22 protein-coding genes are annotated in these 23,922 nt (G+C 70.7%); 8 read left to right on the top strand and 14 right to left on the bottom strand.

Going from position 1 to position 23,922, the window contains the following annotated elements:
* Positions 1-32 precede the first annotated feature (32 nt).
* From JR065_RS11805 to JR065_RS11795, 3 genes are all read right to left on the bottom strand, one after another.
* Entirely contained in the window at positions 33-746 is a 714-nt protein-coding gene (locus JR065_RS11805; RefSeq protein ID WP_206234391.1) for an SOS response-associated peptidase, read from the bottom strand.
* 192 nt (positions 747-938) lie between these two features.
* Positions 939-1,445: a ferritin-like domain-containing protein gene (locus JR065_RS11800; protein ID WP_206234390.1), complete on the bottom strand. Its 507-nt coding sequence runs from the start codon at positions 1,443-1,445 to the stop codon at positions 939-941.
* Between the two features lie 53 nt (positions 1,446-1,498).
* Complete coding sequence (locus JR065_RS11795; RefSeq protein ID WP_206234389.1) at positions 1,499-2,011, bottom strand: ferritin-like domain-containing protein; 513 nt, start codon at positions 2,009-2,011, stop codon at positions 1,499-1,501.
* A 211-nt stretch (positions 2,012-2,222) separates the two neighbouring features.
* Here JR065_RS11795 and JR065_RS11790 point away from each other — a divergent pair, with 211 nt between their 5' ends.
* Together JR065_RS11790 and JR065_RS11785 are read left to right on the top strand one after the other, a co-directional pair.
* Positions 2,223-2,978, top strand: a complete 756-nt coding sequence (locus tag JR065_RS11790; protein WP_343237265.1) for a histidine phosphatase family protein — start codon at positions 2,223-2,225, stop codon at positions 2,976-2,978.
* Complete coding sequence (locus JR065_RS11785) at positions 2,975-3,838, top strand: NAD(P)H-hydrate dehydratase (protein WP_206234388.1); 864 nt, start codon at positions 2,975-2,977, stop codon at positions 3,836-3,838. The genes JR065_RS11790 and JR065_RS11785 overlap by 4 nt, the downstream gene beginning before the upstream one ends.
* A 31-nt stretch (positions 3,839-3,869) precedes the next feature.
* Here the strand turns inward: JR065_RS11785 and JR065_RS11780 are convergent, their stop codons facing one another.
* From JR065_RS11780 to fabR, 8 genes are all read right to left on the bottom strand, one after another.
* Positions 3,870-5,489 carry a diguanylate cyclase domain-containing protein gene (locus JR065_RS11780; RefSeq protein ID WP_206234387.1) on the bottom strand — a complete coding sequence of 540 codons (1,620 nt, stop codon included), beginning with the start codon at positions 5,487-5,489 and terminating at the stop codon, positions 3,870-3,872.
* 6 nt (positions 5,490-5,495) lie between these two features.
* Entirely contained in the window at positions 5,496-6,974 is a 1,479-nt protein-coding gene (locus tag JR065_RS11775; RefSeq protein WP_206234385.1) for an ATPase domain-containing protein, read from the bottom strand.
* Positions 6,971-7,375, bottom strand: a complete 405-nt coding sequence (locus JR065_RS11770; RefSeq protein WP_241093565.1) for a hypothetical protein — start codon at positions 7,373-7,375, stop codon at positions 6,971-6,973. The genes JR065_RS11775 and JR065_RS11770 overlap by 4 nt, the downstream gene beginning before the upstream one ends.
* A gap of 442 nt (positions 7,376-7,817) precedes the next feature.
* On the bottom strand, positions 7,818-8,684 hold the full coding sequence (locus JR065_RS11765; protein WP_206234383.1) for an SDR family oxidoreductase: 867 nt from the start codon (positions 8,682-8,684) through the stop codon (positions 7,818-7,820).
* A gap of 173 nt (positions 8,685-8,857) precedes the next feature.
* Complete coding sequence (locus JR065_RS11760; RefSeq protein ID WP_206234382.1) at positions 8,858-9,454, bottom strand: NADPH-dependent F420 reductase; 597 nt, start codon at positions 9,452-9,454, stop codon at positions 8,858-8,860.
* A gap of 69 nt (positions 9,455-9,523) precedes the next feature.
* Positions 9,524-9,949 (bottom strand): DoxX family protein, encoded by a 426-nt coding sequence (locus tag JR065_RS11755; RefSeq protein ID WP_206234381.1) that lies wholly within the window; start codon positions 9,947-9,949, stop codon positions 9,524-9,526.
* Positions 9,950-10,041: 92 nt separating this feature from the next.
* The gene (locus JR065_RS11750) at positions 10,042-10,917 is read right to left on the bottom strand and encodes a pirin family protein (protein ID WP_206234380.1); all 876 of its coding nucleotides are present in this window, start codon (positions 10,915-10,917) and stop codon (positions 10,042-10,044) included.
* Between the two features lie 436 nt (positions 10,918-11,353).
* Positions 11,354-12,001: an HTH-type transcriptional repressor FabR gene (gene fabR / locus JR065_RS11745; protein WP_206234378.1), complete on the bottom strand. Its 648-nt coding sequence runs from the start codon at positions 11,999-12,001 to the stop codon at positions 11,354-11,356.
* A 92-nt stretch (positions 12,002-12,093) separates the two neighbouring features.
* On the opposite strand from fabR, the gene JR065_RS11740 reads away from it, so the two are divergent.
* Both JR065_RS11740 and JR065_RS11735 read left to right on the top strand, forming a co-directional pair.
* The gene (locus JR065_RS11740) at positions 12,094-13,173 is read left to right on the top strand and encodes a ferredoxin reductase (protein WP_206234377.1); all 1,080 of its coding nucleotides are present in this window, start codon (positions 12,094-12,096) and stop codon (positions 13,171-13,173) included.
* Positions 13,174-13,184: 11 nt separating this feature from the next.
* Positions 13,185-14,315, top strand: a complete 1,131-nt coding sequence (locus JR065_RS11735) for a fatty acid desaturase family protein (RefSeq protein ID WP_206234376.1) — start codon at positions 13,185-13,187, stop codon at positions 14,313-14,315.
* A gap of 100 nt (positions 14,316-14,415) precedes the next feature.
* On the opposite strand, the gene JR065_RS11730 is transcribed toward JR065_RS11735, so the two are convergent.
* The gene (locus tag JR065_RS11730) at positions 14,416-14,727 is read right to left on the bottom strand and encodes a hypothetical protein (RefSeq protein WP_206234375.1); all 312 of its coding nucleotides are present in this window, start codon (positions 14,725-14,727) and stop codon (positions 14,416-14,418) included.
* A gap of 210 nt (positions 14,728-14,937) precedes the next feature.
* On the opposite strand from JR065_RS11730, the gene JR065_RS11725 reads away from it, so the two are divergent.
* The 3 genes from JR065_RS11725 to poxB all read left to right on the top strand — a co-directional run bounded on the left by JR065_RS11725 (position 14,938) and on the right by poxB (position 18,132).
* Complete coding sequence (locus tag JR065_RS11725; protein ID WP_206234373.1) at positions 14,938-15,738, top strand: OBAP family protein; 801 nt, start codon at positions 14,938-14,940, stop codon at positions 15,736-15,738.
* 212 nt (positions 15,739-15,950) lie between these two features.
* Positions 15,951-16,277, top strand: a complete 327-nt coding sequence (locus JR065_RS11720) for a hypothetical protein (protein WP_206234372.1) — start codon at positions 15,951-15,953, stop codon at positions 16,275-16,277.
* Between the two features lie 130 nt (positions 16,278-16,407).
* Entirely contained in the window at positions 16,408-18,132 is a 1,725-nt protein-coding gene (poxB, locus tag JR065_RS11715; RefSeq protein ID WP_206234371.1) for a ubiquinone-dependent pyruvate dehydrogenase, read from the top strand.
* Between the two features lie 167 nt (positions 18,133-18,299).
* Here the strand turns inward: poxB and JR065_RS11710 are convergent, their stop codons facing one another.
* A complete protein-coding gene (locus JR065_RS11710) occupies positions 18,300-21,095 on the bottom strand; it encodes a TonB-dependent receptor (protein WP_206234370.1) in 2,796 nt (931 codons plus the stop codon).
* 70 nt (positions 21,096-21,165) lie between these two features.
* Complete coding sequence (locus JR065_RS11705) at positions 21,166-22,359, bottom strand: cellulase family glycosylhydrolase (RefSeq protein WP_206234369.1); 1,194 nt, start codon at positions 22,357-22,359, stop codon at positions 21,166-21,168.
* A gap of 453 nt (positions 22,360-22,812) precedes the next feature.
* Between JR065_RS11705 and JR065_RS11700 the strand changes: the two genes are divergently transcribed.
* Positions 22,813-23,727 carry a glycoside hydrolase family 43 protein gene (locus tag JR065_RS11700; RefSeq protein WP_206234367.1) on the top strand — a complete coding sequence of 305 codons (915 nt, stop codon included), beginning with the start codon at positions 22,813-22,815 and terminating at the stop codon, positions 23,725-23,727.
* The last annotated feature ends 195 nt before the right edge of the window (positions 23,728-23,922 follow it).

Here is a 23,922-nt window from a genome sequence, read left to right as displayed (position 1 = left end):
CCATCGGGCCGGCGCCGGCGCCAGCGTCCGGCTCAGTCGTCGTCCTCGTCCGCTTCGTCGGCGGGAAATTCTGCGGCGTCGCCCGCGTCCACCGGTTCCAGCAAGGTGTAGTCGTTGCGGTCGCGCTGCCGGTACGCCGGCGACACCGGATAGGCCAGCAGCGCCGGCTGCGGCGCGGTCTTCAGGAATGCGGCGGGAAACAGCCGCGGTCCGCGCAACCAGGACAGCGCGCGATCGGCGCCGAGGAAGATCGGCCCGTCCGGGGTCAGCGGCGCGGGGATCGCGGCGTTGGCGTGGGTGAGGAAGCTGAAGGTGGTCAGGGCCTGGCCGTCGCGCTCCCAATGCTCCCACAGGCCGGCCGCGAGCAGCGCCTGGCCCTGCGCGTGGTGGATGTAGTACGGCTGCGCGGGCCTGCGGCTGCGGTCCCACTTGTAGTAGCCCGACAGCGGCACGATGCAATGCTGGTCCTTCCACGGCTTGGCGAAGATGCGGCTGCTGGCCGCGCGCTCCAGCCGCGCGGTGACCGTGGTGTAGGGCGTGTCGGCGGTCTTGGACCAGCGCGGCACGATGCCCCATTGCAGGCGCTCGACCTGCGCCGCGCCGTCGCGGCACACGATCACCGTCGCGGTGTCGCCCTTGCCGAGGTTGTAGTGGTCCTCGTGCGCGGCCATCGCCGCGCGCAGCGCCGGATCGAGCTGCGCGGGCAGGTCCTCCTCGATGGCGAAGGCTTGTACGAAGCGTCTCATCCGTCCGCGAATTCCTCGGGCCGTCGCCACCTTGTGCGCACGCCGGCGAAGCGAAGGTGAAAGCGGCGGCTGCGGCGAACGGAATCGCGCCGCGATGCCTGCACACGACACGACGCCGCCACGGGCAGGCCCGTGGCGGCGTGTGCACTGCACGGTGCCGACGCCGCCGCGAAGGCGGCGCCGGGCGCGGGGTCAGGCGGCCTTGCTCTTCTGCGCCGCTTCCTGGTTGCCGCCCTGCTCGGCGAGCAGGGTCAGCTTCTCGTCGGTGGACTTCTCTTCTTCCAGCGTCTCCAGCAGCAGGCGCAGGGCATCCTTGTAGCCCAGCTGCTTGGCGATCGCGGCCAGGGTGCCGTAGGAGGCGATCTCGTAGTGCTCGACCTTCTGCGCGCCGCCGATCAGCGCCGCATCGCGCACCGGGCCGGCTTCCACCGTCTCGATCACTTCCTTGCCTTCCTCGACCAGGCCTTCCATCGCCGCGCACTTGATGCGCTTGAGGCGGATGTCGAGCGACTCGACGATCTGGTCGATGCGCTCGATCTGGCCGCGGGTCTCCTCCAGGTGGCTTTCGAAGGCGGCGCGCAGCGCGGGATTGGTCGCCGCACGCGCCAGGCGCGGCAGCGCCTTGGTCAGCTGCTTCTCGGCGTTGGCGATGTCGGACAGTTCGTGGATGAAAAGGTCTTCGATGGTCTTCACGGCCATGTCGTTGCTCCAGTAGGTCGGGTGGTGGATGGGGGTTGGGTAGGGGCGGCAGATCAGGTCTTGGCGGTCTGGCCTTCGGTCTGCTCGCGTTGCAGGAAGGCGAGGATCACCGCTTCCTGGTGCTCGATGAGCCATTCGGCCATGGCGATCTCCTGCTCGAGGATGCCCGCGCAGATGTCGGCGATCTCCATCTGCTCGGCTTCCCGGGCGGCGACCACGATCGCGCGGTAGCTGGCGATCTCCATGTGCTCGAAGGCGTAACTGATGCCCACGCTCTTGGCCACTTCGTCGCTCATCAGCGAGTTGCCGGCCGCATGCACGCCGGCCATCACGCTGGCGACGGCGCTCTTGAGGGTGGGGATGGAGCCGCCGAGCAGTTCGATGCAGCGCCTGACCTGCTCGGACTGCTGCTGGGTCTCGGTGATGTGCAGCTCGATGCGCGCCTTGAGCTCGGGATAGTGCTCGATGCGCTTGGCGGTCGCCGTCAGCATGGTGTCGGCTTCCTGTTCCATCGCGTAGGCGTCCTGCAGCCATTTCAGCAATCGCTCGACGTTGCTTCGGGTCATTGGCATGGATTCCATTGGTTCGGTTCTGGAGCGCCAGCCTAGGGGCCGGCGCGTTAGCGCGGTTTCAGCATCCGGTGAACGGCGCGCGAGTGCCGCGGCTTAAGCGGTCACATTGGCCGCAGCGCACGCGACGGCGCAGACCGCCACGGCCGGCGACCGGCCCTTCACGCGCGGCATCGGAGTCTCGGCCCACCACAACGGGAGAACGCAGGTGCCACGATTCCATCATTCCGACTGGCCGCAACGGCTGTGGCTGGTGCGCCACGGCCAGAGCGCGGGCAACGTCGCCCGCGACGCCGCCGAGGCGTCGGGGCTGGAGCTGATCGACATCTCCACGCGCGATGCGGATACGCCGCTGTCCGAGTTGGGCCTGGAGCAATCGCGCAAGCTCGGGGAGTGGTTCGCCGCGCTGCCCGCGCAGGCGCGCCCGACCGCCTTGCTGAGCTCGCCGTTCGTGCGCGCCTACCAGACCTGCGCGGCGGTCGGTGCCGCGCTCGGCCTGGAGCGGGAGGCGATCGAGATGGACGAGCGCCTGCGCGAGAAGGAGTTCGGCATCCTCGACCGCTACACCCGGCACGGCATCCTCAGCAAGTTCCCGGAGCTGGCCGAGCAGCGCGCCTCGGTGGGCAAGTTCTATTTCCGCCCGCCCGGCGGAGAGAGCTGGTGCGACGTGATCCTGCGCCTGCGCAGCGTGGTGGAGGTGCTGCGCCGCGACCATGTCGGCGAGCGCGTGGTGATCGTCGCCCACCAGGTCATCGTCAACTGTTTCCGCTACCTGCTGGAGGGGCTGGACGAGAAGGCGATCCTGGACATCGACCGGCAGGGCGACGTGCCCAATTGCAGCGTCACCGAGTACGGCTTCGGCGCGCACGGCGACGCGCAGTGCTTCGGCCTGGTCCACGCCAATAGCGTGCCGTTCGAGGTGCCGGTGACCTCGGCGGCCGACCGGCCCGGCGGGCCGCGATGAGCGCCAGGGCCAGGCCGGTGACCGCGGCGCTGTTGCGGCACTGGCCGTTGCCGGACGCGGCCGGCGCCACCAGCAAGGAGCACCGCGGCCGCGTGCTGGTGATCGGCGGCAGCCGCGAGATCCCCGGCGCGGCGATGCTCGCTGCGGTCGCGGCGCTGCGCGCCGGCGCCGGCAAGCTGCAGATCGCCACCGCGCAGGAGGCCGCGGTGGCGATGGCGGTGGCGTGCCCGGAGGCGCGGGTGGTCGGCGTGGCCACCGGGGCCGACGGCGAACTGCGCGGCCTACGCGCCGATCTGCTGAAGGATGCCGCGCGCGCCGATGCGGTGGTGTTCGGCCCGGGCATGCGCCGCCGCCCGGCGTTGCGCGGCGCCGTGTCCAGGCTGCTGCGGGCCACCGGCTGCGGCGTGGTGCTGGATGCCGGCGCGTTGCTCGACGTGCGCGGGCTTCCCGACCCGTCGCGGGTGGTGCTCACGCCGCACCATGGCGAGATGGCGGCGCTGAGCGGAGCGGACGTGGAAACGATCGGCGCCGACCCGCAGGCGGCGGCCGCGGCGTTCGCGCAGCGCAGCGGCGCGGTGCTGGTGCTGAAGTCGGCCACGACCGTGATCGCCGCGCCCGACGGCCGGATGTGGGTGCACGACGGCGGCAGCGTGAGCCTGGGCACCTCCGGTTCGGGCGACGTGCTGTCCGGGATCGTCGCCGGCCTGGTCGCGCGCGGCGCCGACGCCGCGCAGGCGGCGGTGTGGGGGGTGTACCTGCATGCCCAGGCCGGCGCCGCGCTGGCGCGGCGGCAGGGGCCGCTGGGGCCGCTGGCGCGGGAGATCGCCGCCGAGGTGCCGGCGCTGTTGCCGGATCGATGAGCGTGCGCCGGGGCGCGGCTGGCGGCCGGCGCTAGCCCGCGCCGGTGCCGGGGCGCTGGTACAGCGGCAGCGAGATCGAGAACTCGCAACCCAGGCCGATGCCGGCGCTGTACGCGGCGACGCTGCCGCCGTGCGCGGCGAGGATCTCGCGCACCACGGTGAGCCCGATGCCGAGCCCGGCGCCGTTGAAGCCGACCGCATGCGGGTCCTGCACGAACGGCTCGAAGATGCGTTGCAGCGCGTCGGCGGAAATGCCGATGCCGCTGTCGGACACGACGATGCTCGCGCCGTCGCCATCGCCGTCGGCGCGCAGCGCCAGGCCGATCCAGCCGCCTTCGGGGGTGTACTTGGACGCGTTGTCCAGCAGGTTCCTCAGCACCTGCGAAAGGCGTATCGCGTCGCCGTGGATCATCATCGGCCGCGCCTGCAGCTGCAGTTCGAAACGCTGCCGGCGCGCGTCCATCGCCGGGCGGCAGGCGGTGGCCGCCGCCTCGACGATGTCGTGCAGGTCCACGCGCTCCTTCAGGACGCGCAGCTTGCCGGTGCGCACCCGCGACACGTCGAGCAGGTCGCCGATCAGGCGGTTCATGTGCACCACTTCGTGCTCGATGATCTGCTGCATCCGCAGCAGTTCGGTGCCGGGCAGGGTGTCCAGCATGGCGCCGGCGATGCGGATCGGGGTGAGCGGGTTGCGCAGTTCGTGGGCGACGAAGGCGAGCATCTCGTTCTGGCGCTGGAACGCCTGCTCGGCCGCGGCCTGCAGCTCCTGCGCGTTCAGCGCGGCCAGCACCAGCTGGCTGTTGGCCTGGCGCAGGGCGTCGTGGGGATCGTCGGCGGGCGTGGCCGGCGCGGCGGCGGGCGAGGCCCGCGCCGGGCGACGGGCGTGCAGTTCCTCGGCGCTGCACTGGCCATAGAACCTGAAGCTGGCCGACGTCTGGCGCTTGACGCAGTACATCGCATCGTCGGCGCGCTGCAGTAGCGCCATGCCGGTATCGGCATCGTCCGGATACAGGCTGATGCCGATGCTCGCGCCCAGCTGCAGCGCATGCCCGCCGGCCACGCAAGGCGCTTCCAGGCCTGCCACCAGCCGGCCGACCATGCAGGCGGCGCCGTCGTCGCTGGATTCGTCCAGCACCACCACGAACTCGTCGCCGCCGTAGCGGGCGACGAAGGCGTTCGTGCCGGCGGCCGCGGTGATCCGTTCCGCCGCCAGGCGCAGGAATTCATCGCCGGTGGCGTGGCCGAGCAGGTCGTTGATCTGCTTGAATTCGTTCAAGTCCACGAACAGCACCGCGATGCGGCTGCGCTGAGATGCGGCGCCGGCGATGGCGCGGTCCAGATGCTCGAACAACAGCGAGCGGTTCGGCAGCTGGGTCAGCGGATCGCGCGTGGCGTTGCGCGCCGCTTCGGCCAGCGCGTGTTCGTAATCGTCCAGCCGCGCCTGGGTGCGCAACGTGGACAGCAGCAACTGCTCGTTGGCCGCCTGCAGTTCGCTGATCGGGCCGGGCGGAAAGCGGGTCCGCAGGTTCGCCACGTCCTGCTGCAGGCCGTCCAGCTCCAGCCGGGCGATCAGCGCCTGGCGCCGGAACTCGAACAGCTCCAGCTTGGCGGTGTCGGCCGCGGACTGTTCCGGGAGCGGTTGCGTGGTCATGCGCGCTCATCCATCGTCGGGGGCGCTTCCCTGCGCAGGCTTGCGCGTGGGCCGCCCGCCGAGCAGCCCTTCGTGGTGCGCCAGCGGCGCGCCGATATGGATGCCGGCATCGTCGATGCTGAACTCGCGCAACTGGTCCGAATGCGCGCTGGCGCGGACCTTGACCACGGCCAGCACCCGCCGCAGGCGGCTGTCGACCTCGATGTAGCGCTGCACGATGATCGCGTCGGTCATGAACGCGGTGCCGTAGGGGCTGAAGCGCAGGTCGGTGTAGCGGTCTTCCAGCTCGGAGGTCATCAACACGGTGGCGCCGGTCGCCGCCAGCGCCACCACCATGCGCGAAAGCGATTCGCGGAAGTCTTCGCGGAAGGTCGGCGCCAGCGCCAGTTCGAACGCGGACAGCGAATCGATCACCACCCGCCTGGCGCCGAGGCGGGCGATCTCGCGCAGCAGCAACAGCAGGATCTCGTCGATCGACAGGTCCGGAGCGCGGCTGTCCACGACACCGACCTGGCCGCTGGCGATCAGCGCCGCCAGCGCCGGCATGCGCGATCGCTGGCCGCGCTGCTCGAACCGCGCCAGCACCCCGGTCTCGCCGTTGCGCGCGCCCTCGGCGAGGAACTCCGCGGCGAGCAGGCTCTTGCCCGAACCGGACGGGCCGGCGACCAGCAGCGAGTAGCCCTGCGGCAGGCCGCCGCCGAGCATCGCATCGAGCCCGGGGATGCCCATCGGCAGGCGCGGCACCTGGGTGGCCGCCGGCGGTTCTTCCAGGCCGGCCGCTGCCGGCTGGATCGGCGCGAACACGCGGATCCCGCTGCGGTCGATGCGGAAGGTGTGCAGGCCCGGCAGCGACGGCCCGCCGCGCATCTTCATGATCTCCATCTTGCGCACCATGGAGTTGCGCTCCACGCTCTGGCGCAGCCAGATCAATCCATCGGCGACGGTGAACACCGGATTGGCGTCGGTCTCGGCGAAGTATTCGCCGATCAGGAAGGTGGTCGCCTGCCAGCTGGTCATCAGCATGCCCAACTGCTGCACGAAGCGCTGCAGGTGGTTGTGGATGTTGCCGTCGGCGGTGCTGGCCAGCGCCACCGAGCGGAACGAATCGACGAACACCAGCGCCGGCCGGTGCGCTTCCACCTCGGCGACCATGCGCCGCAGCACCTGGTCCAGATCGCCGGCCAGGGTCTCCTCGGAGAGGTTGACGAAGTGGATCGTGGCGTTGATCGACGCGGTGTCGAAGAAGTCGAACTGCTGCTGGTAGCGCAGCATCTTCAACGGCGGCTCGCCCAGCACGGTGAAGTACAGCGCCGGACGCTCGGGCGTGGCCAGCGCGAACATCATCTGGTGCGCGAGCGTGGTCTTGCCGCAGCCGGGCGGGCCGGCGATCAGGTTGAACGAGAATTCGGGCAATCCACCCCCCAGCACCTCGTCGAGTCCGGGGACGCCGGTCCGCAGGCATTGGATGGCGACTTTGCTGCTCATGGGGAGATGTCCTGCGCGGGAGGCCCGCTGGAAAAGGTGGTCCACACCGACAGCAACAGCCGTTCGGTGAGGGTCGGGCCGATCATGCTGACCAGCACTGCGTGGAAGGTGGAGAGGAACGCGGCGCCGCCCGCCGCGGCGCTGGCGGCGCTTTGCCGGCCCAGCACGAGGCCGAAGAGGTCCGCCGCGCTGCGCCCGCCGGAGGCCTCGATCGCGGCGAAGGCCTCCTCGAGCCACGGATACCGGTCCTTGGTCAGGAACAGGGCGCGCTTGAACAGCGCGGCCACGCCGCGCGCGCCGAGGATCGGCGTCAGCGCCTGTTCGATCTGTTGCCAGATGGAGACCACGGAGGCGGCGATCCTCGGCGCTTCGGCGCCGTCGATCGCTTGTGTTTCGAGCATGGCGACAGCGGCAGATAGCGCTGGGTTATCCATTGCCTTTGCGCGTACCTGAGAGATATGCCGCCACTGTATACCTTCCCCGGCCGTGGGCAGGGTGCGGGTGAGGCCACCGTCTACGGCGCCTGCGGCGGACCGAATCGCACGCGTGGACGAGCGCGCGCCCGGTCGCAAGCGTTTGCAACGCGCAGACGCATCTTTGCCAAGCCTGCTGTCAGGTCGGGCGCTCGGTGCCCGGACAGGCCGTGTTGTCGGGTAAATGGTTCAGCATGTATGGGCGGCTTGTGCCCAGCGCACCGGAAGCCGCGCTGTACGCAGGGCACAGCGCAACACGACATGAAGATCGACGCCGCATAGAAGGTGCGCACCGCGATGAAAGAAATCGGTTGCAGCGGCAGCGGACGCGGGCGGCTTTCCACGCCCGTGTCCGCCAGAGGCGCGCAGGCTACAGCGTCACCGCGCCGCCGGAGATGGTCAGCAGCGCGCCGGAGGTATAGCTGGACGTATCGGCGGCCAGCATCACGTAGGCCGAGGCCAATTCCACCGGCTGCCCGGGGCGGCCGAACGGCGTCTGCGAACCGAAATCCTTGACCGCTTCCTCGTCCATGCCGGCGGGAATGAACGGGGTCCAGATCGGGCCGGGCAGCACCGCGTTGACGCGGATCTTGCGTTCGGCGAGCAGGCCGGCCAAGCCGATGGTCATGTTGGCGACCGCGCCCTTGGTGGTGGAGTACGGCAGGATGTTGGGCGTGGGCTTCTTCGAATTGACCGAGGCGGTGTTGATGATCGAGCCGCCCTCGGGCATGTGCGGCACCAGCAGCCGCACCAGGTTGAACGGCGCGTGCACGTTGGTGGCGAAGGTCTTCTCCCATTCGTCCAGGGTGATCTCGTCGAAGCTGTGGAAGTAGCGCTGGTAGGCCGCGTTGTTGACCAGCACGTCCACGCCGCCGAACTCGGCGACCACCTTGTCCACCAGCGCCTGCGCCTGCGCGCGGTCGCTGATGTCGCACGGGCACAGCAGCGCGCGCGCGCCGGCGGTCTCGATCAGCTTGGCGATGCGCTCGGCGTCGTGCTGCTCGGTCGGCAGGTAGGCGATGGCCACGTCCGCGCCTTCGCGCGCGTAGGCGATCGCCACCGCGGCGCCGATGCCGCTGTCGCCGCCGGTGACCAGGGTCTTCTTGCCTTGCAGCAGGCCATGGCCCACATAGCTGTCTTCGCCATGGTCCGGTTTCGGGTCCATCTTGTCGGTCAGCCCGGGGAACGACTGCTGCTGCGGCTTGAACGGAGGATACGGATAGTTCGGTACGGCCATCGTCGGTGCCTCGTAGGGGAAATCACGGCCACGATGCGCCCGGCGAAGTAAAAGCACGGCCAAGAGGATGTGCGCGTGGCGTGTGCAAGCCTGGGCGCCGGCGCAGGTTTCGCGCCGCGCCGGACGCGTTTCGATGCGGATGCAGCATGGGCGCCCGCGCTGCGCCGCACGCGTCAGCCATGGCGGCTCAGGTTCTGCGCCACCAGCGGGCCGCCGAACTGTTGCAGCAGGCCGCCGGCGCCGATCGCGCCGAGCACGATGGCGTCGAAGCCCAGCGCCTGCGCCAGTGCGGCGACGCTCCGGTTGGCCTGCGCATCGTCGCCGGAGACGAACAGCACGCGGCGGCCGCCGTCGCTGTCGGGCGACTGCGCCAGCACCGCGGCCGGCAGGGTGTTGAAGGCCTTGACCACGCGCGCGCCGGGCAACGCCTCGGCGAGCACCTGGGTGGATGCGCGCCCGCCCAGGTCGGACGGGGTGAACGCGGGAAAGTCGACCGCGTTGGTCGCATCGACCACGATGCGTCCCTGCCAGTCGCCGACGCCGGCCGCCAACTGCGCGGCCTGGCCGAACGGGACCGCCAGGATCACCACGTCGGCCTGCAAGGCCTGCGCGGTGTCGCTGGGCTGGACATGCGGCCCCAGCCGCGCGGCCAGTTCGCCGACCGCGGCGGCGCCGCGCGAGTTGGCGACCCGCACGTCCTGGCCGATGCGTGCGAAATGCGACGCGATGGCGCTGCCGATGGCGCCGGAACCGATGATGGCGTAGCTCATGACGATGACCTCGAATGGAGCGGCGGCCGGGCCGGCCGCCGCGCAAACACGATGGGGAAGGGTGATGGATCAGCGCGCGCGGCGCGCGTCCAGGCTGTAGCGGCCGGCGCCGTGCGCGACCAGCAGCAGGAACGCGCCGCTGATCGAGACGTTCTTCAGGAACATCACCGTCTGCATCTGGTCGCCGAAATCGGCATGGAACACGATGCCGGTGACCAGGGTGAAGCCGGCGAGCAGGAACGCGACGATGCGGGTGCGCCAGCCGAGCATGATCGCCGCCGCGCCGAGCACTTCCAGCGCGATCACCAGCGGCAGCGCGACGCCGGGCACACCCATCGAGGCCATGTAGCCGGCGGTGGCGGCGTAGGCGCCGATCTTGCCCACCCCGGAGAGCAGGAACAGGGCGGCGAGCAGGACGCGCCCGCCCAGTTCGGCGCTGTTGCGCGCGGTGTCGGTGGGGGTGGCGATGGAGGGGGTGGACAGGTTGCTGGACATGACGGAACTCCTTTGGGTGGTGGCAAGCGATCGGGTGGAAGAGGTGGAACGGATGGGACGGCTGTGGCGAACGGTGGCGCGGTGGGAGACGCTCAGGCGATGCGGCCGGCGGCGCGCAACCGCTCGCCGATGCGCGCGATTTCCGCTTCGCCGCGCTGCAGGGCCTCGGCGCTGGTGTGCACCGAGTAGTAGCCGGTGACCAGCGGGTGCGGATGCGGCGCGGCGATGCCGATCACGAAGGACGTCGCGCCCTGGGCGACGAAGTGCAGGGCGGCGTCGGAGGCGTCGAACACCGCGATCTCGCCGGCACGGACCGGCGTCGGCGCCTTCGCCACGCCCTGGTGCACCGCGATCCAGGCCACCTCGTGGCCGGCGGCGGGCTGGTAGCGCCACGCCTGGCCGTCGGCGAGCTGCACATGGAAGTAGCGCACGCCGTCCGGCGCCTGGATCGGGCTGGCGGCGCCGGCGTAGTCGCCCAGCAGCACCGACACCGGGCCCACGCGCGGCACGTCCTGCGGCGCGACGTGCTGGCCGAGCGGCGCGGCGTTCTCCCGTTCGGCCGGCAGCGCCAGCCACAGCTGGAAGAACGACAGCGGCTCGGGGCCGGGCACGCGCCCGTCGTGCCACGCGCCCGCCGCGGCCTGCATCCATTCCAGGCCGCCCGCCGCCACCGTGCCGGACTGGCCGGTGGTGTCCTCGTAGTCCAGCCGGCCGACCAGCGCCAGGGTCAGCGTGGCGATGCCCGAATGCGGATGGATGCCGAAGAAGGTGCCGCCGGTGGGCGGCAGCGTGCCGTGGTCCAGGAACACGAACGGCTTGATCCGCTCGCCCAGGTCGTGCGGGCTGACCAGGCGGGTGATCGGCCCATGCCGGCGGCCCTGGCTCTGGTGGACGATGCGACGCGGGCGCGCCGGCGCGGTGGCGGGGACGGCAGTGGAAGGGCGGGGGACGGTGGCGGCGGAGTTCATGGCGGTGGCCTCGTTGCGAAGTGAGGCCAGCGTAGGGCGGTGCGATGCATCCGAATAGGCTATGTCTTTGGATGATATCCATCTGGAAAACAGATGGTTCGGCAGGTTGCGAGCGCGACGTCGCCGCATGCCGGGCGCTCGCCACGGCATCAGCGCGCGATGCGCGGCCGCTGGCAAGCGACGGACGAAGCGTACGTCCGGCGCGTTGATACCCCTGCCAAGGCGATGATGGCGCCCATCACGATGCCGTCCTCGCGCAGGAAGCGGCGCTGTTGCCGGCGAGCACGAAGAAGGAAATGCGTGTACAGGCCAGAAAAAGCGCAGCGGATGCGATCGGACCGCCGCGGACGCGGACACCGTGCGTTGCACGTGGTTGCAGATGCGCGTCCGTTATCGCCGGATCCGCGCGCGCAGCGGATCCGGGTGGGCGCTGCGACTACGCCGATGCGGCGATCGCGCGCGATCCGACGATGATCATGCGCAGCATCGTGGTGATCTGGCGGATCAGTTCCGGGTCCTTTTCCGGCGGCAGGTCCATCGCGGTGGCGCCCATCGCGAACACCAGGCGGGTGATCGCCTTGGACACCAGTTCCGGGGCGTGCAGCGGCGCGTCGTCGGCGGCGGCCAGGCGGATCAGGTCCACCCGCAACTCGTCCTCGAAGTAGTTCAGTTCGCGGTCCACCGCCTGCTTGAACGCGTCCGAGCCCACCGTGCCTTCGCGCAGCAGCACGTGCAGCAGCTTGTCGTCGGCGCGCAGCTGCTCCATGAAGGTTTCCACCGAGCTGAGGATGATGCTGCGGTGGCTGCCGGCGGCGCGCTGCCGCGCCTGGCCGATGATCTTGCGCAGCGAGCTGCCGGCCAGGTCGATCAGCGCCACCGCCAGTTCGTCCATGTCGCGGAACTGGCGGTAGAAGCTGTTCGGCGCGATCCCGGCCTCGCGGGTCACCTCGCGCAGGCTCAGCGTGGACACGCTGCGATGCGGCCCGATCAGCTTCAGCGCCGCGGCCAGCAGGTCTTCGCGCGAGATCGCGCTCTTGCGCGCGGGCACCGCGTCGTCGGGCAGGGGCAGGGTGATCGAGGTCATGGGCGCGGCGCGAAAGGCTAGGCCTGAATCATACGCCCTCACTGAATGCACAACTGTATGCACACCTGTATTTGCGTGTGTATAGTGGCCCCATGAACGCTGCCCGCCGTCCTGGTACCACCCGCGCCCACCCGGCGACCCGCGCGTTGCGCGCCTGGGTGCAGCCGGAGATCTTCGACTTCTGGTCCACCCGGGTGCATCCGCTGTGGACCTGGCAGCGTCCGCGCGCCAGGCTGCTGGAACGCCTGCCGGCCAGCCGCGACGCGGTGACGCTGATCCTCAAGCCCAACCGCCACTGGCGTGGCCTGCGCGCCGGCCAGCACGTGGAACTGGGCGTGGAGATCGACGGGCGCCGCCTGATCCGCAGCTACAGCCCCACGCCGCTGCCCGGCGGGCGCCTGGCGATCACGGTGAAGGCGATCGAGGGCGGCCGGGTCAGCCGGTACCTGGCGCAGGCGCCGCTCGGCGCGGTGTTCGAACTGGGCCAGGCCTTCGGCGAGATGGTGCTGCCCGACACCGCGCGCGGCCGCTGGCTGCTGCTGGCCGCCGGCAGCGGCATCACCCCGATGCGCGCGCTGCTGCGGCAGCTGGGCGACGCCGGCATGCCGGCCGACGTGGACCTGATCTACTGGGCGCGGCAGCGCGACCAGCTGTGCTTCGTCGACGAACTGCAGGCGCTGGCCGCGGTCCATCCGCGCTTCCGCCTGCAGCTGGCGATCACCGGCGATGCGCAGGCGCCGTCGCCGCGCATCGACCGCCTGCCGCTGGAGCACGTGGCCGGGCTCGCGCAGGCACAGGTGCTGGCCTGCGGCCCGGGCGGTTTCGTGCAGGCCGCGCGCGCGCGGTTGCAGGGCCGGGTGGCCTCGTTCCAGGCCGAGGCGTTCACCGCGCCGGTGCTCGACGATGCCGAGGACGGCGCGGTCGCGGTGACCCTGGCGCGCAGCGGCCGCGTGCTGCAGCTGCCGCGCGGGCAGTCGCTGCTCACCGCGCTGGAAGCCGAAGGCCTGCGCCCGAAGCACGGCTGCCGCATGGGCATCTGCAACAGCTGCGCCTGCGGCAAGCGGTCCGGCGTGACCCGCAACCTGCTCACCGGCGCGCATGCCGCCGAACCCGGGTCGATGCTCAAGTTGTGCGTCAACAGCGCCAGCAGCGACCTGATCCTGGACCTTTGAGGACCCCTGCCATGGCCGCTCCCCGCAACCGCGCGCTGTCCCCCGCCGAGCTGCAACGCTTCGGCGACGAACTGGACGCGCTGCGTGCGCGCACCGTCGCCGAACTGGGCGCGCGCGACGCGCGCTACATCCGCCGCATCGTCGCCGCGGTGCGCTACACCGGCCTGGCCGGGCGCGCGCTGCTGTTCCTCGGCGCGTTCGTGCACAGCGTGCTGTGGCCGGCGTGGATCGCCGGCGTGGCGTTGCTGACCCTGTCCAAGATCCTGGAGAACATGGAGCTGGGCCACAACGTGATGCATGGCCAGTACGACTGGATGGGCGATGCGCAGCTCAACGGCAACACCTACGAGTGGGACATCGTCGCCACCGGCGACAACTGGCGCAAGACGCACAACTTCAAGCACCACACCTACACCAACGTGCGCGGCCTGGACGACGACATCGGCTATGGGCTGCTGCGCATCTTCCCCGAGCAGCGCTGGCGCCCGTTCTACCTGGCGCAGCCGTTCGTGGCGGTGGTGTTCGCGCTGCTGTTCGAATGGGGCGTGGCGATCCAGGACCTGCGCCTGGGGCGCTGGTTCGCCGGCAAGATGAAGGCGGCCGAGCTGCGGCGTTCGTTCGCGCCGGTGGGGCGCAAGATGGGCCGGCAGATACTCAAGGACTACGTGATCTTCCCGCTGCTGGCCGGTCCGTTCTTCCTGCCGGTGCTGCTGGGCAACCTCACCGCCAACGTGCTGCGCAGCATCTGGACCTTCGTGATCATCTTCTGCGGCCACTTCACCGCCGATGCGGAGACCTTCCCCAAGGAATCGATCCGCAACGAGTCGCGCGGCCACTGGTACCTGCGCCAGCTGCGCGGTTCGTCGAACCTGGCCGGCGGCAAGCTGCTGAACGTGCTGTCGGGCAACCTGAGCCACCAGATCGAGCACCATTTCTATCCGGACATCCCGGCCAACCGCTACGCGGAACTGGCGGTGGAGGTGAAGGCGATCTGCGCGCGCTACGGCCAGCACTACAACACCGGCTCGCTGCCGCGGCAGTTCGGCCAGGTGATGTGGCGGATCGTGCGCCATGCGTTCCCGAGCCGGCCCAGGCCGGCGCGGCGCCTGGTGGAGCGGGAGCAGGCCGCGCAGGCGGGCTGATCCGCAGCGTCGCATACACGAAGAACAGGCGGGATGTCCCGCCTGTTCCCGTTTACGCGCCAGGTTTTTCGCGCGGCGCGTGCGATCGACGCGCCTGGGCTCAGTGCACGCCGCCCGCCAACGGTTCGTCGCGGTCGCCGCCCGCGCTGCCTGCGTCGTTGCCGCTGCCTTGGCCGCGAACGGCCGACCCCGACGTGCCCGTGCTGCTGCCGGTGCCGGTCGCCGCGCCGGCGTCGCCCGCGGCCTGCGCGCGCATCGGGTCGCCGTGCGGCGGCGTGGCGTCGCCGCTGTCGGATTCGGTCTGGAACGGCCCGACCGTGTCCGACGCCGCGCCGGACGCGCCGCGCTTGCGGTAGGCCATGTATGCCGCGGCGGCCGCGCCGACCACGGCCAGCTTCATGATGGTGCCCATGGGGTGCTCCTGTGATTGCGGGGGGCCATCGTCCGGCGCCGGCGGTGAGCACGACGTGTAGCCCATGCATGCGGCGCGCGATGCCGTGACGCGCAGCGGCGAGCCGCGTAGACAGCGGCGCGATTTCGCGCGCCGCGGACATGCGCCGGCCTAGCCTTTTGCTGCCGAGCGCCGCATCTCGCGCGCGCTGCCAATGCGGAGAAACATCGCATGTCCACGCCGGTCCAGCGCGCCTCACCGCTCGCCCTGCTGCTGCTCGCCGCGTGCAGCGGCCGCGACGCCGACGCTCCGTCGCTGCAACCGCCCGGCGCCGCCGAAACGCCCAAGACGCAGGTGCTGGAGGCCGGGGCGAAGGCGCTGCAGGGCAATGCGCCGGTGGGCACGTTCGACATCTACCTGGTCGGCTTCCATCCGATGAAGGCGCAGCCGCAGATGCAGATGGAGGCGCACCACTACTGCCGCCAGGTCAACGAGGACTTCGCCCAGTGCGTGCTGTTCGACGGCAATACCGCCCAGGCCAACCTCAACGGCCTGGAGTACATCATCTCCGAGAGCCTGTTCCAGCAGCTGCCGCAGGAGGAGCGGCAGTACTGGCACCCGCACAACGGCGAGATCCTGTCCGGCCAGCTGGTGGCGCCCGGGCTGCCGCAGGCCGCCGAGAAGGAGTTGATGCGCAAGAAGATGAACAGCTACGGCAAGACCTGGCATACCTGGCACAGCAGCGGCAGCGGCAGCGGCAAGCCGGCCACGACGCTGCCGCTGGGCGAGGCGATGCTGGCGTGGTCGTTCAACCGCGACGGCGAGGTGCAGCCGGCGCTGGTCGCCGCGCGCGACCGCAACCTGGACATCGATACCGAGCAGCGGCGCCAGCAGCGCCAGGACCTGCTGCCGCTGGCGCGCCCGCAGGCCGGCGTGGATGCGCTGCGCGCGCAGTTCCCGCAGGCGCGCCCGATCCCGGGCGTGACCGAGGCGGCGGCCGATGCGGCGCGCGCCGAGCCTGCGCAGCGCTGAGGCGTCGAGCGCGCGTCAGTCGGATCGCCGCATGCCGCACGGACGTTCGGCGGCGCGTCGCTCGCGATGGCCTTGGCGTGGTCGTCACCCGCCATTGCGGCTTCGCTAACGGGCGCAGGTCTACGGTCGGAACGGTTCGCGGCGCGGCGTGCGGCGTCATCGCCGCAGCGCATGCGTCTCGCGCATCCATCCACAGCACCGAGGAGACCGCCATGGCCGACAACAAATCCCTGCCCGAGCACGACGTGCGCCAGAGCGCCTACCGCGGCACTTCCCGCGACAGCGAAGGCTCCGGCGTGCCGGACGGCCGCGAGCGCGCGGTGGCGTCGAAACTGGATACCGCCAGCGCGCCTCCAACCAACGCCGGCGAGGACCGCAGCGGCACCACCCAGCCCAACTTCGGCCAGGGCGGCACCTACGGCGCGACCGGGGAACACGCCGGCGGCGCGCACGGCAAGGCGGCCAGCGGCGGCTACCACGAGGACGACGGCGACCGGCAGGGCGGCGAGCGCGACGACCGCCGCGACAAGGGCGCGTAACGCAGGCGACGACGCATGCGCCGGCACGCACGCGCGTGCGGCGCCGAACCCGTGGCGCCGGGTCCGTAACGTGCGGCTTACGCCTGCGGTGCCACGCTAGCGCGCTCACGCCCCCCACGGACCTGCGCGCATGCCCAAGAAGAACCTCGCCCGCCACTTGGCCGAAACCCTGGAAAGCGCCGGGGTCGAGCGCATCTGGGGCGTGACCGGCGACAGCCTCAACGGCCTCACCGACGCGTTGCGGCAGATGGACAGCATCGAGTGGATGCACGTGCGCCACGAGGAGGTGGCGGCGTTCGCCGCCGGCGCCGAGGCGGCGGTCAGCGGCAAGCTGGCGGTGTGCGCCGGCAGCTGCGGCCCCGGCAACCTGCACCTGATCAACGGGCTGTTCGACTGCCACCGCAGCCACGTGCCGGTGCTGGCGATCGCCGCGCACATTCCGTCCTCGGAGATCGGGCTGGGCTACTTCCAGGAGACCCATCCGCAGGAACTGTTCCGCGAGTGCAGCCACTACGTGGAACTGGTCAGCAACCCGGCGCAGATGCCCGAGGTGCTGCACCGCGCGATGCGCACCGCGATCCTCCGACGCGGCGTGGCGGTGGTGGTGATTCCCGGCGACGTCGCCCTGCAGGAACTGCCCAAGGACACCAGTTCGGCCTGGCCGGCGCTGTCGCAGCCGCGCATCGTGCCGGCCGACGACGACGTGGAGCGCCTGGCCGAGCTGTTGCGAGCGAGCAAGGCGGTGACGCTGCTGTGCGGCAGCGGCTGCGCCGGCGCCCACGACGAACTGGTCGCGCTGGCCGACGCGCTGGGCGCGCCGATCGTGCACGCGCTGCGCGGCAAGGAGCACGTGGAGTGGGACAACCCGTTCGATGTCGGCATGACCGGCCTGATCGGCTTCAGCTCCGGCTACCGCGCCATGCTCCACTGCGACACGCTGCTGATGCTCGGCACGGACTTCCCGTACCGCCAGTTCTACCCGGCCGATGCGGCGATCGTGCAGGTGGACCGCGACCCTGCCGCGCTGGGACGGCGCGCGCCGCTGCGGCTGGGCATCGCCGCCGACGTGCGCGAGACGCTGGCCGCGTTGCTGCCGAAACTGCAGCGCCGCGACGACCGCAGCTTCCTGGACAAGTCGCTGGCGCACTACCGCAAGGCGCGCGAAGGCCTGGACGAGCTGGCGGTGGCCGCCGCGCCGGGCGAGCCGCTGCATCCGCAGTTCGTGACCCGCCTGGTCAGCGACCTGGCCGACGACGATGCGATCTTCACCTGCGACGTCGGCACGCCGACGGTGTGGGCGGCGCGCTACCTGCGCATGAACGGCCGGCGCCGCCTGCTCGGTTCGTTCAACCACGGCTCGATGGCCAACGCGATGCCGCAGGCGCTCGGCGCGCAGGCGCAGTTTCCGCGCCGCCAGGTGATCTCGCTGTCCGGCGACGGCGGCTTCTCGATGCTGATGGGCGACTTCATCTCGCTGGCGCAGCTGGGCCTGCCGGTGAAGGTGATCGTCTACAACAACGGCTCGCTGGGCTTCGTGGCGATGGAGATGAAGGCGGCCGGCTACCTGGACACCGGCACCGACCTGAGCAATCCGGACTTCGCCGCGATGAGCAACGCGATGGGCATCCTCGGCCTGCGGGTGAACGAATCGGCGGAACTGGAGCCGGCACTGCGCCAGACCTTCGCCCATCCGGGCCCGGTGCTGGTGGACGTGCGCGTGGCCACCCAGGAGCTGGTGATCCCGCCGGCGATCAAGCTGGAACAGGCCAAGGGCATGGGCCTGTACCTGCTGCGCGCGGTGATGAGCGGGCGCGGCGACGCGGTGATCGACCTGATGAAGACCAATCTGCGCTGACCGCGCCAGCGCGGGCTGATCGCAGAGCCTGCGCTTGTGCGCCCGGCAGCGGCCGAGGCGACCGCGCGGCGATACGCCGTCGCGAAGGCGGGCCGTCGCGAAGGTGGCACGACGAACCGCAACGGGTGCCGTTGCGGTTCGTGCGTTCCGGCCCGGGAGCCCGCGCGCTAGAAGCGGAAGCGCACGCCCAGCGAGTACACCGTTTCCAGGTACTTGACCTGGCGCATGTAGCTGTCGCCCTCCACGTTGTAGGTGCGCGAGTTGGTGATCGGGTCGCCGAGGATGTTGGACACGTCCAGCGCGAAGGTCAGCGCCGGCATCGGCGTGTAGTTGAGCGACATGTCCAGCGTGCCGCGCCCGTCCTGCACCAGCGGGAAGAACGGGCCGGACACGCCCAGCGCCGGGTCGTAGACCTGCGAGTACTCCTGCACCCATTTCGAGCGCCAGTTGTAGGCCAGGCGCGCCGAGAACTCGGTCTGCTCGAACAGCAGCACCAGGTTGTAGGAGTTCTTGGACACGCCCGGGACGCGCGGCTCGCCGGGGATGGACGCGGCCACCGTCGGCCCCTGCTCGGCGCCGGCATCGATGTAGGTGTAGTTGGCCTGCACGCCGAAGTTGCGCGCCCACGGCGGCAGCGGATCGAAATCCAGGAAGGTGGTGAAGGCGAACTCCGCGCCCTGCATCTTGCCTTCGCCGCCGTTCTCCGGCCGGGTCAGGCGCAGCGACCCGTAGACCGGATCGGGCTGGTCGGTGGTGACGTTGGCGATGAAGCCCTTCACGTCGCGGCGGAACAGCGCCAGCGTGGCCGAGCCGGTCGGCGAGAAGAAGTACTCGAACGACAGGTCGTAGTTCTCCGATTCCAGCGGCGACAACCCGGGGTTGCCGCTGGAGGCGGTGCGGAAGCAGTTGGGGCTGCCCGGATCGGTGTTGCACGCGCCTTCGGGCGAATTGATGATCGTGGAGGGATTGAGCTGGTCGAAGTTGGGCCGGGTGCGGGTCTTGGTCGCCGCCGCGCGGATCTGGAACGTATCGCTCAGGCGCAAGCGGATGCTGGCGTTGGGCAGGTAGTCGGTGTAGCGGGTGGTGCTGCTGACCGGCGAGAAGGTGTTGGTCAGCACGTCGCGCGAGTTGCCGTTGACCTCGGTCTCGGTGCGCACCACGCGCATGCCCAGCGCGCCGTCGATCGGGATGGCGGTGTCGAACGCGTACTTGACCTGCGCATAGCCGGTGGACGCCTTCTCGTTGGCGGTGAAGGTGTTGAGTTCGTTGAACGCCGGATTGCCCAGCGCGTCGAAGTCGGTGTTGTCGGCCGGCAGCAGCGAATCGGTCAGCGCGCGCAGGGCGTCGACGTTGTGGCGGATGCTGTCGCGGGTCGGGCTGATCCAGCGCCGCGGCGGCGCATGGTCGTCGCCCTCGAAACCGCCGCCGGTCAGCGACAGGCCGACGGGAAGATCCAGGTAGCCGATGCCGGCCGGTTCCACGTAGCCGTAGCGGTCGCCGCTGCGGCGCTCGGCGTCGCGGTCGGTGTAGCGCAGGCCGACCTGGTAGGCGGTGATCGGCCCGCTCTCGGGCGCGAACTCGAAATCGGTGCGCGCCTGCACGTCGTTGCCGGAGGCCTCGTAGTTGCGGTCGTAGAGCCCGCGCAGCACGAAGTTTTCCGGATTGGTGAGGTCGAAGTCGCGGAAGCTGTAGCTGCCGCCGCCGTCGCCGCCGGGCACGCGGTAGTCCACGTCCACCACCGGCGCGGAGGCGAACGCGTAGTCGATGTTGGCCTGCTTGAGCTTGTAGGTGGAGTCGGTGGCGGCGATGTCGGCCGACCAGCGCACGCCGCCTTCGCGGTACACCGCGCCCAGGCCGATCTGGTAGGTGTCGGTGCTGGCATCGGTGGAGGCCTGGTAGCCCTCCGGGCGCAGGCCGCCGCTCGCGGTCAGGCTCTGCGCCTGCGGCGCCTGCTGGCCCGGCGCCAGCACCACGTTGGAGAACTGCGTGTCGCCGGTGTACAGCGGCACGAACATGTAGCTGTCGGCATCGCGGCTGCGGAAACCCTGGTACAGGAAGTCCGCGTTGAGCTCCCAGCGCTCGCTCGGCTTCCACTGGAAGGCGGCGTTGACCGACGGACGCGTGCGCATGCCCTGTCCGTAGAAGGTGCCGATGCCGTCGGGGTAGCGGAAGCCGGGCTGGTCGGTCTGGTTGGGCTGGGCCACGCCCATCACCAGCGAGTTCTCGCGGGTGGAATCCAGAAAGCGCAGGCGGTTCCAGGCCGCGTTGACCAGGAACCCCATCTCGCCCACGCCGGTGTCCCAGCGGTCGCTGAACAGGAAGTTGCCGTTGAGGTCGCCCTTGTCGGACTGGTCCAGGTACGCGTAGTTGAGCGAACCGGACAGTTCGCGGCCCTCGAAGTCGAACGGCCGGCGCGAGCGCACGTCGATCAGGCCGGCGATGCCGCCTTCCACCAGATCGGCGGTGCTGGACTTGTAGACGTCCAGGCCGGCCACGCCGCCGGCGGGGAAGTCCTGCAGCGCCACGCTGCGGTTCTCGGCGGTGAAGATCTCGCGGCCGTTGTAGGTGGTGGTCAGGTTGGGCAGGCCGCGCACCTGCACGTCGGCGGCCTCGCCGGCCGCGCGGGTCACCTGCACGCCGGTCACCCGGGCCAGCGAGGCCGACGCGGTGACGTCGGGCAGCTTGCCCATGTCCTCGGCCACGATGGAATCGATGATCTGCGTCGAATCGCGCTTGATCGCCTGGGCCGACTGCAGGCTTTGCCGCAGCCCGACCACCATGACCGCATCCAGTTCCTGGACGCCGCTGGCGGGTGCGGCGTCCTGCGGCGTGCTCGCCTGCGCGGCTGCGCCGGACGCGCCGTCCTGGGGCGCCTGCTGCGCGGCGGCAGGGGTGGCCGCCAACGCCGCGGCGATCGCCGTGGCCAGCAGGCTGGCGGTGAGGGACATGCGTGCAATGCTCATACCGGTGCTCCGGGTGGTGGGCCTTCAGTGGCCGCGTTCGAGGGCGTGGGGGCCTTCTTTGTTGCCGCGGTCAGGGCGCCGCGGCGGCCGCGCCGTCCTGTCCGGCCAGGCGCCGGAACAGCTCGGCTTCGCGCGGCCGGTAGGGCGTGCCGTCGGCCTTGATCAGGTCGTGGAACCACAGCACCGGTTCCTTCATCGTGTACGGACGCTCCCAGCTGTCCCACGGGAAGCGGGTCTGGATCGCGCCGTCGACCAGGCCCCAGTTCACCATGCCGACGTTCTCGCGGCGGCCGATGGGCAGGATGGTGTCCACCGCCGAACCGCTGCCGCGCGCCATCCACTCGGTGCAGATCAGCGGGCGGCCATAGGGACGCAGCTGCGCGATGCGCGCCTCGAACGATTCGGGCTGCTCGTAGTTGTGGAAGCTGATGATGTCCGAATGCGCCAGCTGCGCGCGCTGGATCGCGTTGAGGCCGGGCGCGCCGGGCGACCAGTCGTCGCCGATCCACACGCCGCTGGTCAGCGGCTGGATCGGGCCCTTGGAACGCGCCCATGCGAAGGCCTTGGGCAGCAGTTCGGCGATGCGCTCCTGCTCCCGCGGCAGCTGCTTGCCCATGTAGCTGCCGCCGCCCTCGTTGTCCGGCTCGTTCCAGATGTCCCAGGCCAGCACGCGCTTGTCCTTGGCGAACGCACCCACCACGCCTTCGACATAGCTGCGGAAGCGCGCGTCGTTGGCCGGATCGACCAGGTCGTGGCGGCCCGGGCTCTGCACCCAGCCGGAGTTGTGCACGCCGGGGATCGGGCGGTGTTGCGCGCCCAGCGCCGGATCCGGGTCCCAGCAGCTGTCGAACAGCACGAAGATCGGCTTGATGCCGTGCTTGTCGGCGATGGCCAGGAACTGGTCCATGCGCCGCAGCAGGCCCTTGGCGTCCTGCTTCCACAGCAGGTCGTGCAGGTACACGCGCATGGTGTTCATGCCGAACTGGGTCTTGGCCCAGCCGAGTTCGCGGTCGATGCGCTGCGGATCGAAGGTCTGCGCCTGGAACATCTCCAGCTGGTTGATCGCGTTGGCCGGGATGTAGTTGCTGCCCACCAGCCACGGCTGTTCCTTGTACCAGGCGTTGGCGCGCTCGGGCGTCCAGCGGTCCGGCGCGCCGGCGATGGCGGCCGAGCGCGCGGCCGCGTCGGGCGCCTGCGCATGCACGGGGTGCGCGACGGGAAGCAGCAGGCAGAGGGCGAACAGTGCGGCGGATAGGCGAGGCATGGTGTGCTCCGTTGGGTATGGGAAAAAGGGGCGCTATCGCCGCGGCGTCGGCCAGGCGCGATGCGTGCCTGCGTCCGGCGCGGCGCGCAATGGGGCGGGTCGGAAGGGGAGCGCCGTGGCGGGCGCGGACAGGCGCGCGCGGTGGCGCCGCGCCGTGCCGATGCGGGCGCGGCGTGGATCGCGGAACATGATCTTCGGAACGCCCGCACACGGGCGTGTACGACCTGCTGCTTGGCGCATGTCCCCTCCCAGAGTGTGCGCGGCTATCGATCGGATGCGGCCCGGACTGGCATCGTCCGAACGCCGACCATATTATCCGACAATATGATTTTTACAACGGGAAATCCGATGCGGCATCGCCACATTCTTGCCTGTCTGCTGGGAGCCTGCGTCATGGTCGGTTGTGCGGCACAGCAATCTTCACGCCGCGCCGACCCACCGGGGATTGCGCCGGTGCTGGACGGCGAATTCGCCGATCCCTTCGTGCTGCCGGTCGACGGCGGCCGCCTGGTGGCCTACGCCACCAACCGCACCGAGGCCGACGGCACGCGCACGCATCTGCCGGTGTCGACCTCGGCCGATGGCGTGCACTGGAGCCGTCCGGCCGAGGCCATGCCTGCGCCGCCGCCGTGGGCGCGGGCGCAGCACCCGGACATCTGGGCGCCGGAGGCGATGCGCGTCGGCGAGCGCTACATCGTGTTCTTCAGTGCGCGCCATGCAAGCCTGCGCCGTGCCGACGGGCTGACCCTGTGCATCGGCGCGGCGGTGGCGGCTTCGCCCACCGGCCCGTTCGTGCCGCTGGACGCGCCGCTGAGCTGCGGCGGCGCGCACGGCGTCATCGACGTCAGCCCGTTGCGCGCGCCCGATGCCGACGGCCGCGAACGGCTGTGGCTGCTGTACAAGACCGACGGCAATTGCTGCGGCGCAGCCACCAGCTTCCTCGTCCAGCGCCTGCGCGAGGACGGGCTGGCGCTGGAAGGCCCGGCCCAGGTACTCGACGGCGTGCGCAACGACCAGCCCTGGGAGGGCAAGGTCGTCGAGGCGCCGCAGATGGTGCGCGCGCACGGCCGTTGGTGGCTGTTCTATGCCGGCAACGACTATGGCAGCGGCGCCTACGCCACCGGCTACGCGCGCTGCGACGGCCCGATGGGGCCTTGCCACGACGCCGCGGAGAACCCGATCCTGCGCAGCGAGCCCGGCCCGCCGGCGCTGGTCGGGCCCGGGCACCAGAGCGTGTTCCGCCATGCCGGCCGCAGCTGGATCGCCTTCCACGGCTGGCGTCCGGCCGCATCCGGCAAGCCCCGCTACCGCGCGATGTATATCCTGCCCCTGGACTGGCGCGAGGGCCGCCCGGTGCCGGCGCGCTGACCGCGTCGTACGGGTCTGCGGGACCCGGGACTCGGGACTTGGGACCCGGAGGGATCGCAGTTGCTGACGGTGTTCTGTTCGGCGGACGAAGCCGGGGCTCGTGACGCTCGCGATCCGGCGCTGCGTGTGGAGATCGAGGCCAGCGGCGATGGGTGCGCCGCGGCCCTGTGCGAGGCGCGATATGCAGCAAGATCG

Source organism: Xanthomonas sp., from assembly GCF_017163755.1.
Taxonomy (GTDB): domain Bacteria; phylum Pseudomonadota; class Gammaproteobacteria; order Xanthomonadales; family Xanthomonadaceae; genus Xanthomonas_A.
Note: the sequence above shows the minus strand (reverse complement) of the source record. Positions and strands in the feature narration are given on the sequence as shown.

What these genes read in the sequence shown, in the direction of transcription:
- fabR (WP_206234378.1), bottom strand. Translation starts at nt 12,001, where the DNA reads ATGACCTCGATCACCCTGCCCCTGCCCGACGACGCGGTGCCCGCGCGC.
- JR065_RS11730 (WP_206234375.1), bottom strand. Translation starts at nt 14,727, where the DNA reads ATGGGCACCATCATGAAGCTGGCCGTGGTCGGCGCGGCCGCCGCGGCA.
- JR065_RS11735 (WP_206234376.1), top strand. Translation starts at nt 13,185, where the DNA reads ATGGCCGCTCCCCGCAACCGCGCGCTGTCCCCCGCCGAGCTGCAACGC.
- JR065_RS11720 (WP_206234372.1), top strand. Translation starts at nt 15,951, where the DNA reads ATGGCCGACAACAAATCCCTGCCCGAGCACGACGTGCGCCAGAGCGCC.
- JR065_RS11710 (WP_206234370.1), bottom strand. Translation starts at nt 21,095, where the DNA reads ATGAGCATTGCACGCATGTCCCTCACCGCCAGCCTGCTGGCCACGGCG.
- JR065_RS11760 (WP_206234382.1), bottom strand. Translation starts at nt 9,454, where the DNA reads ATGAGCTACGCCATCATCGGTTCCGGCGCCATCGGCAGCGCCATCGCG.
- JR065_RS11755 (WP_206234381.1), bottom strand. Translation starts at nt 9,949, where the DNA reads ATGTCCAGCAACCTGTCCACCCCCTCCATCGCCACCCCCACCGACACC.
- JR065_RS11800 (WP_206234390.1), bottom strand. Translation starts at nt 1,445, where the DNA reads ATGGCCGTGAAGACCATCGAAGACCTTTTCATCCACGAACTGTCCGAC.
- JR065_RS11740 (WP_206234377.1), top strand. Translation starts at nt 12,094, where the DNA reads ATGAACGCTGCCCGCCGTCCTGGTACCACCCGCGCCCACCCGGCGACC.
- JR065_RS11770 (WP_241093565.1), bottom strand. Translation starts at nt 7,375, where the DNA reads ATGCTCGAAACACAAGCGATCGACGGCGCCGAAGCGCCGAGGATCGCC.
- JR065_RS11805 (WP_206234391.1), bottom strand. Translation starts at nt 746, where the DNA reads ATGAGACGCTTCGTACAAGCCTTCGCCATCGAGGAGGACCTGCCCGCG.
- JR065_RS11795 (WP_206234389.1), bottom strand. Translation starts at nt 2,011, where the DNA reads ATGACCCGAAGCAACGTCGAGCGATTGCTGAAATGGCTGCAGGACGCC.
- JR065_RS11750 (WP_206234380.1), bottom strand. Translation starts at nt 10,917, where the DNA reads ATGAACTCCGCCGCCACCGTCCCCCGCCCTTCCACTGCCGTCCCCGCC.
- JR065_RS11705 (WP_206234369.1), bottom strand. Translation starts at nt 22,359, where the DNA reads ATGCCTCGCCTATCCGCCGCACTGTTCGCCCTCTGCCTGCTGCTTCCC.
- poxB (WP_206234371.1), top strand. Translation starts at nt 16,408, where the DNA reads ATGCCCAAGAAGAACCTCGCCCGCCACTTGGCCGAAACCCTGGAAAGC.
- JR065_RS11765 (WP_206234383.1), bottom strand. Translation starts at nt 8,684, where the DNA reads ATGGCCGTACCGAACTATCCGTATCCTCCGTTCAAGCCGCAGCAGCAG.
- JR065_RS11785 (WP_206234388.1), top strand. Translation starts at nt 2,975, where the DNA reads ATGAGCGCCAGGGCCAGGCCGGTGACCGCGGCGCTGTTGCGGCACTGG.
- JR065_RS11780 (WP_206234387.1), bottom strand. Translation starts at nt 5,489, where the DNA reads ATGACCACGCAACCGCTCCCGGAACAGTCCGCGGCCGACACCGCCAAG.
- JR065_RS11775 (WP_206234385.1), bottom strand. Translation starts at nt 6,974, where the DNA reads ATGAGCAGCAAAGTCGCCATCCAATGCCTGCGGACCGGCGTCCCCGGA.
- JR065_RS11725 (WP_206234373.1), top strand. Translation starts at nt 14,938, where the DNA reads ATGTCCACGCCGGTCCAGCGCGCCTCACCGCTCGCCCTGCTGCTGCTC.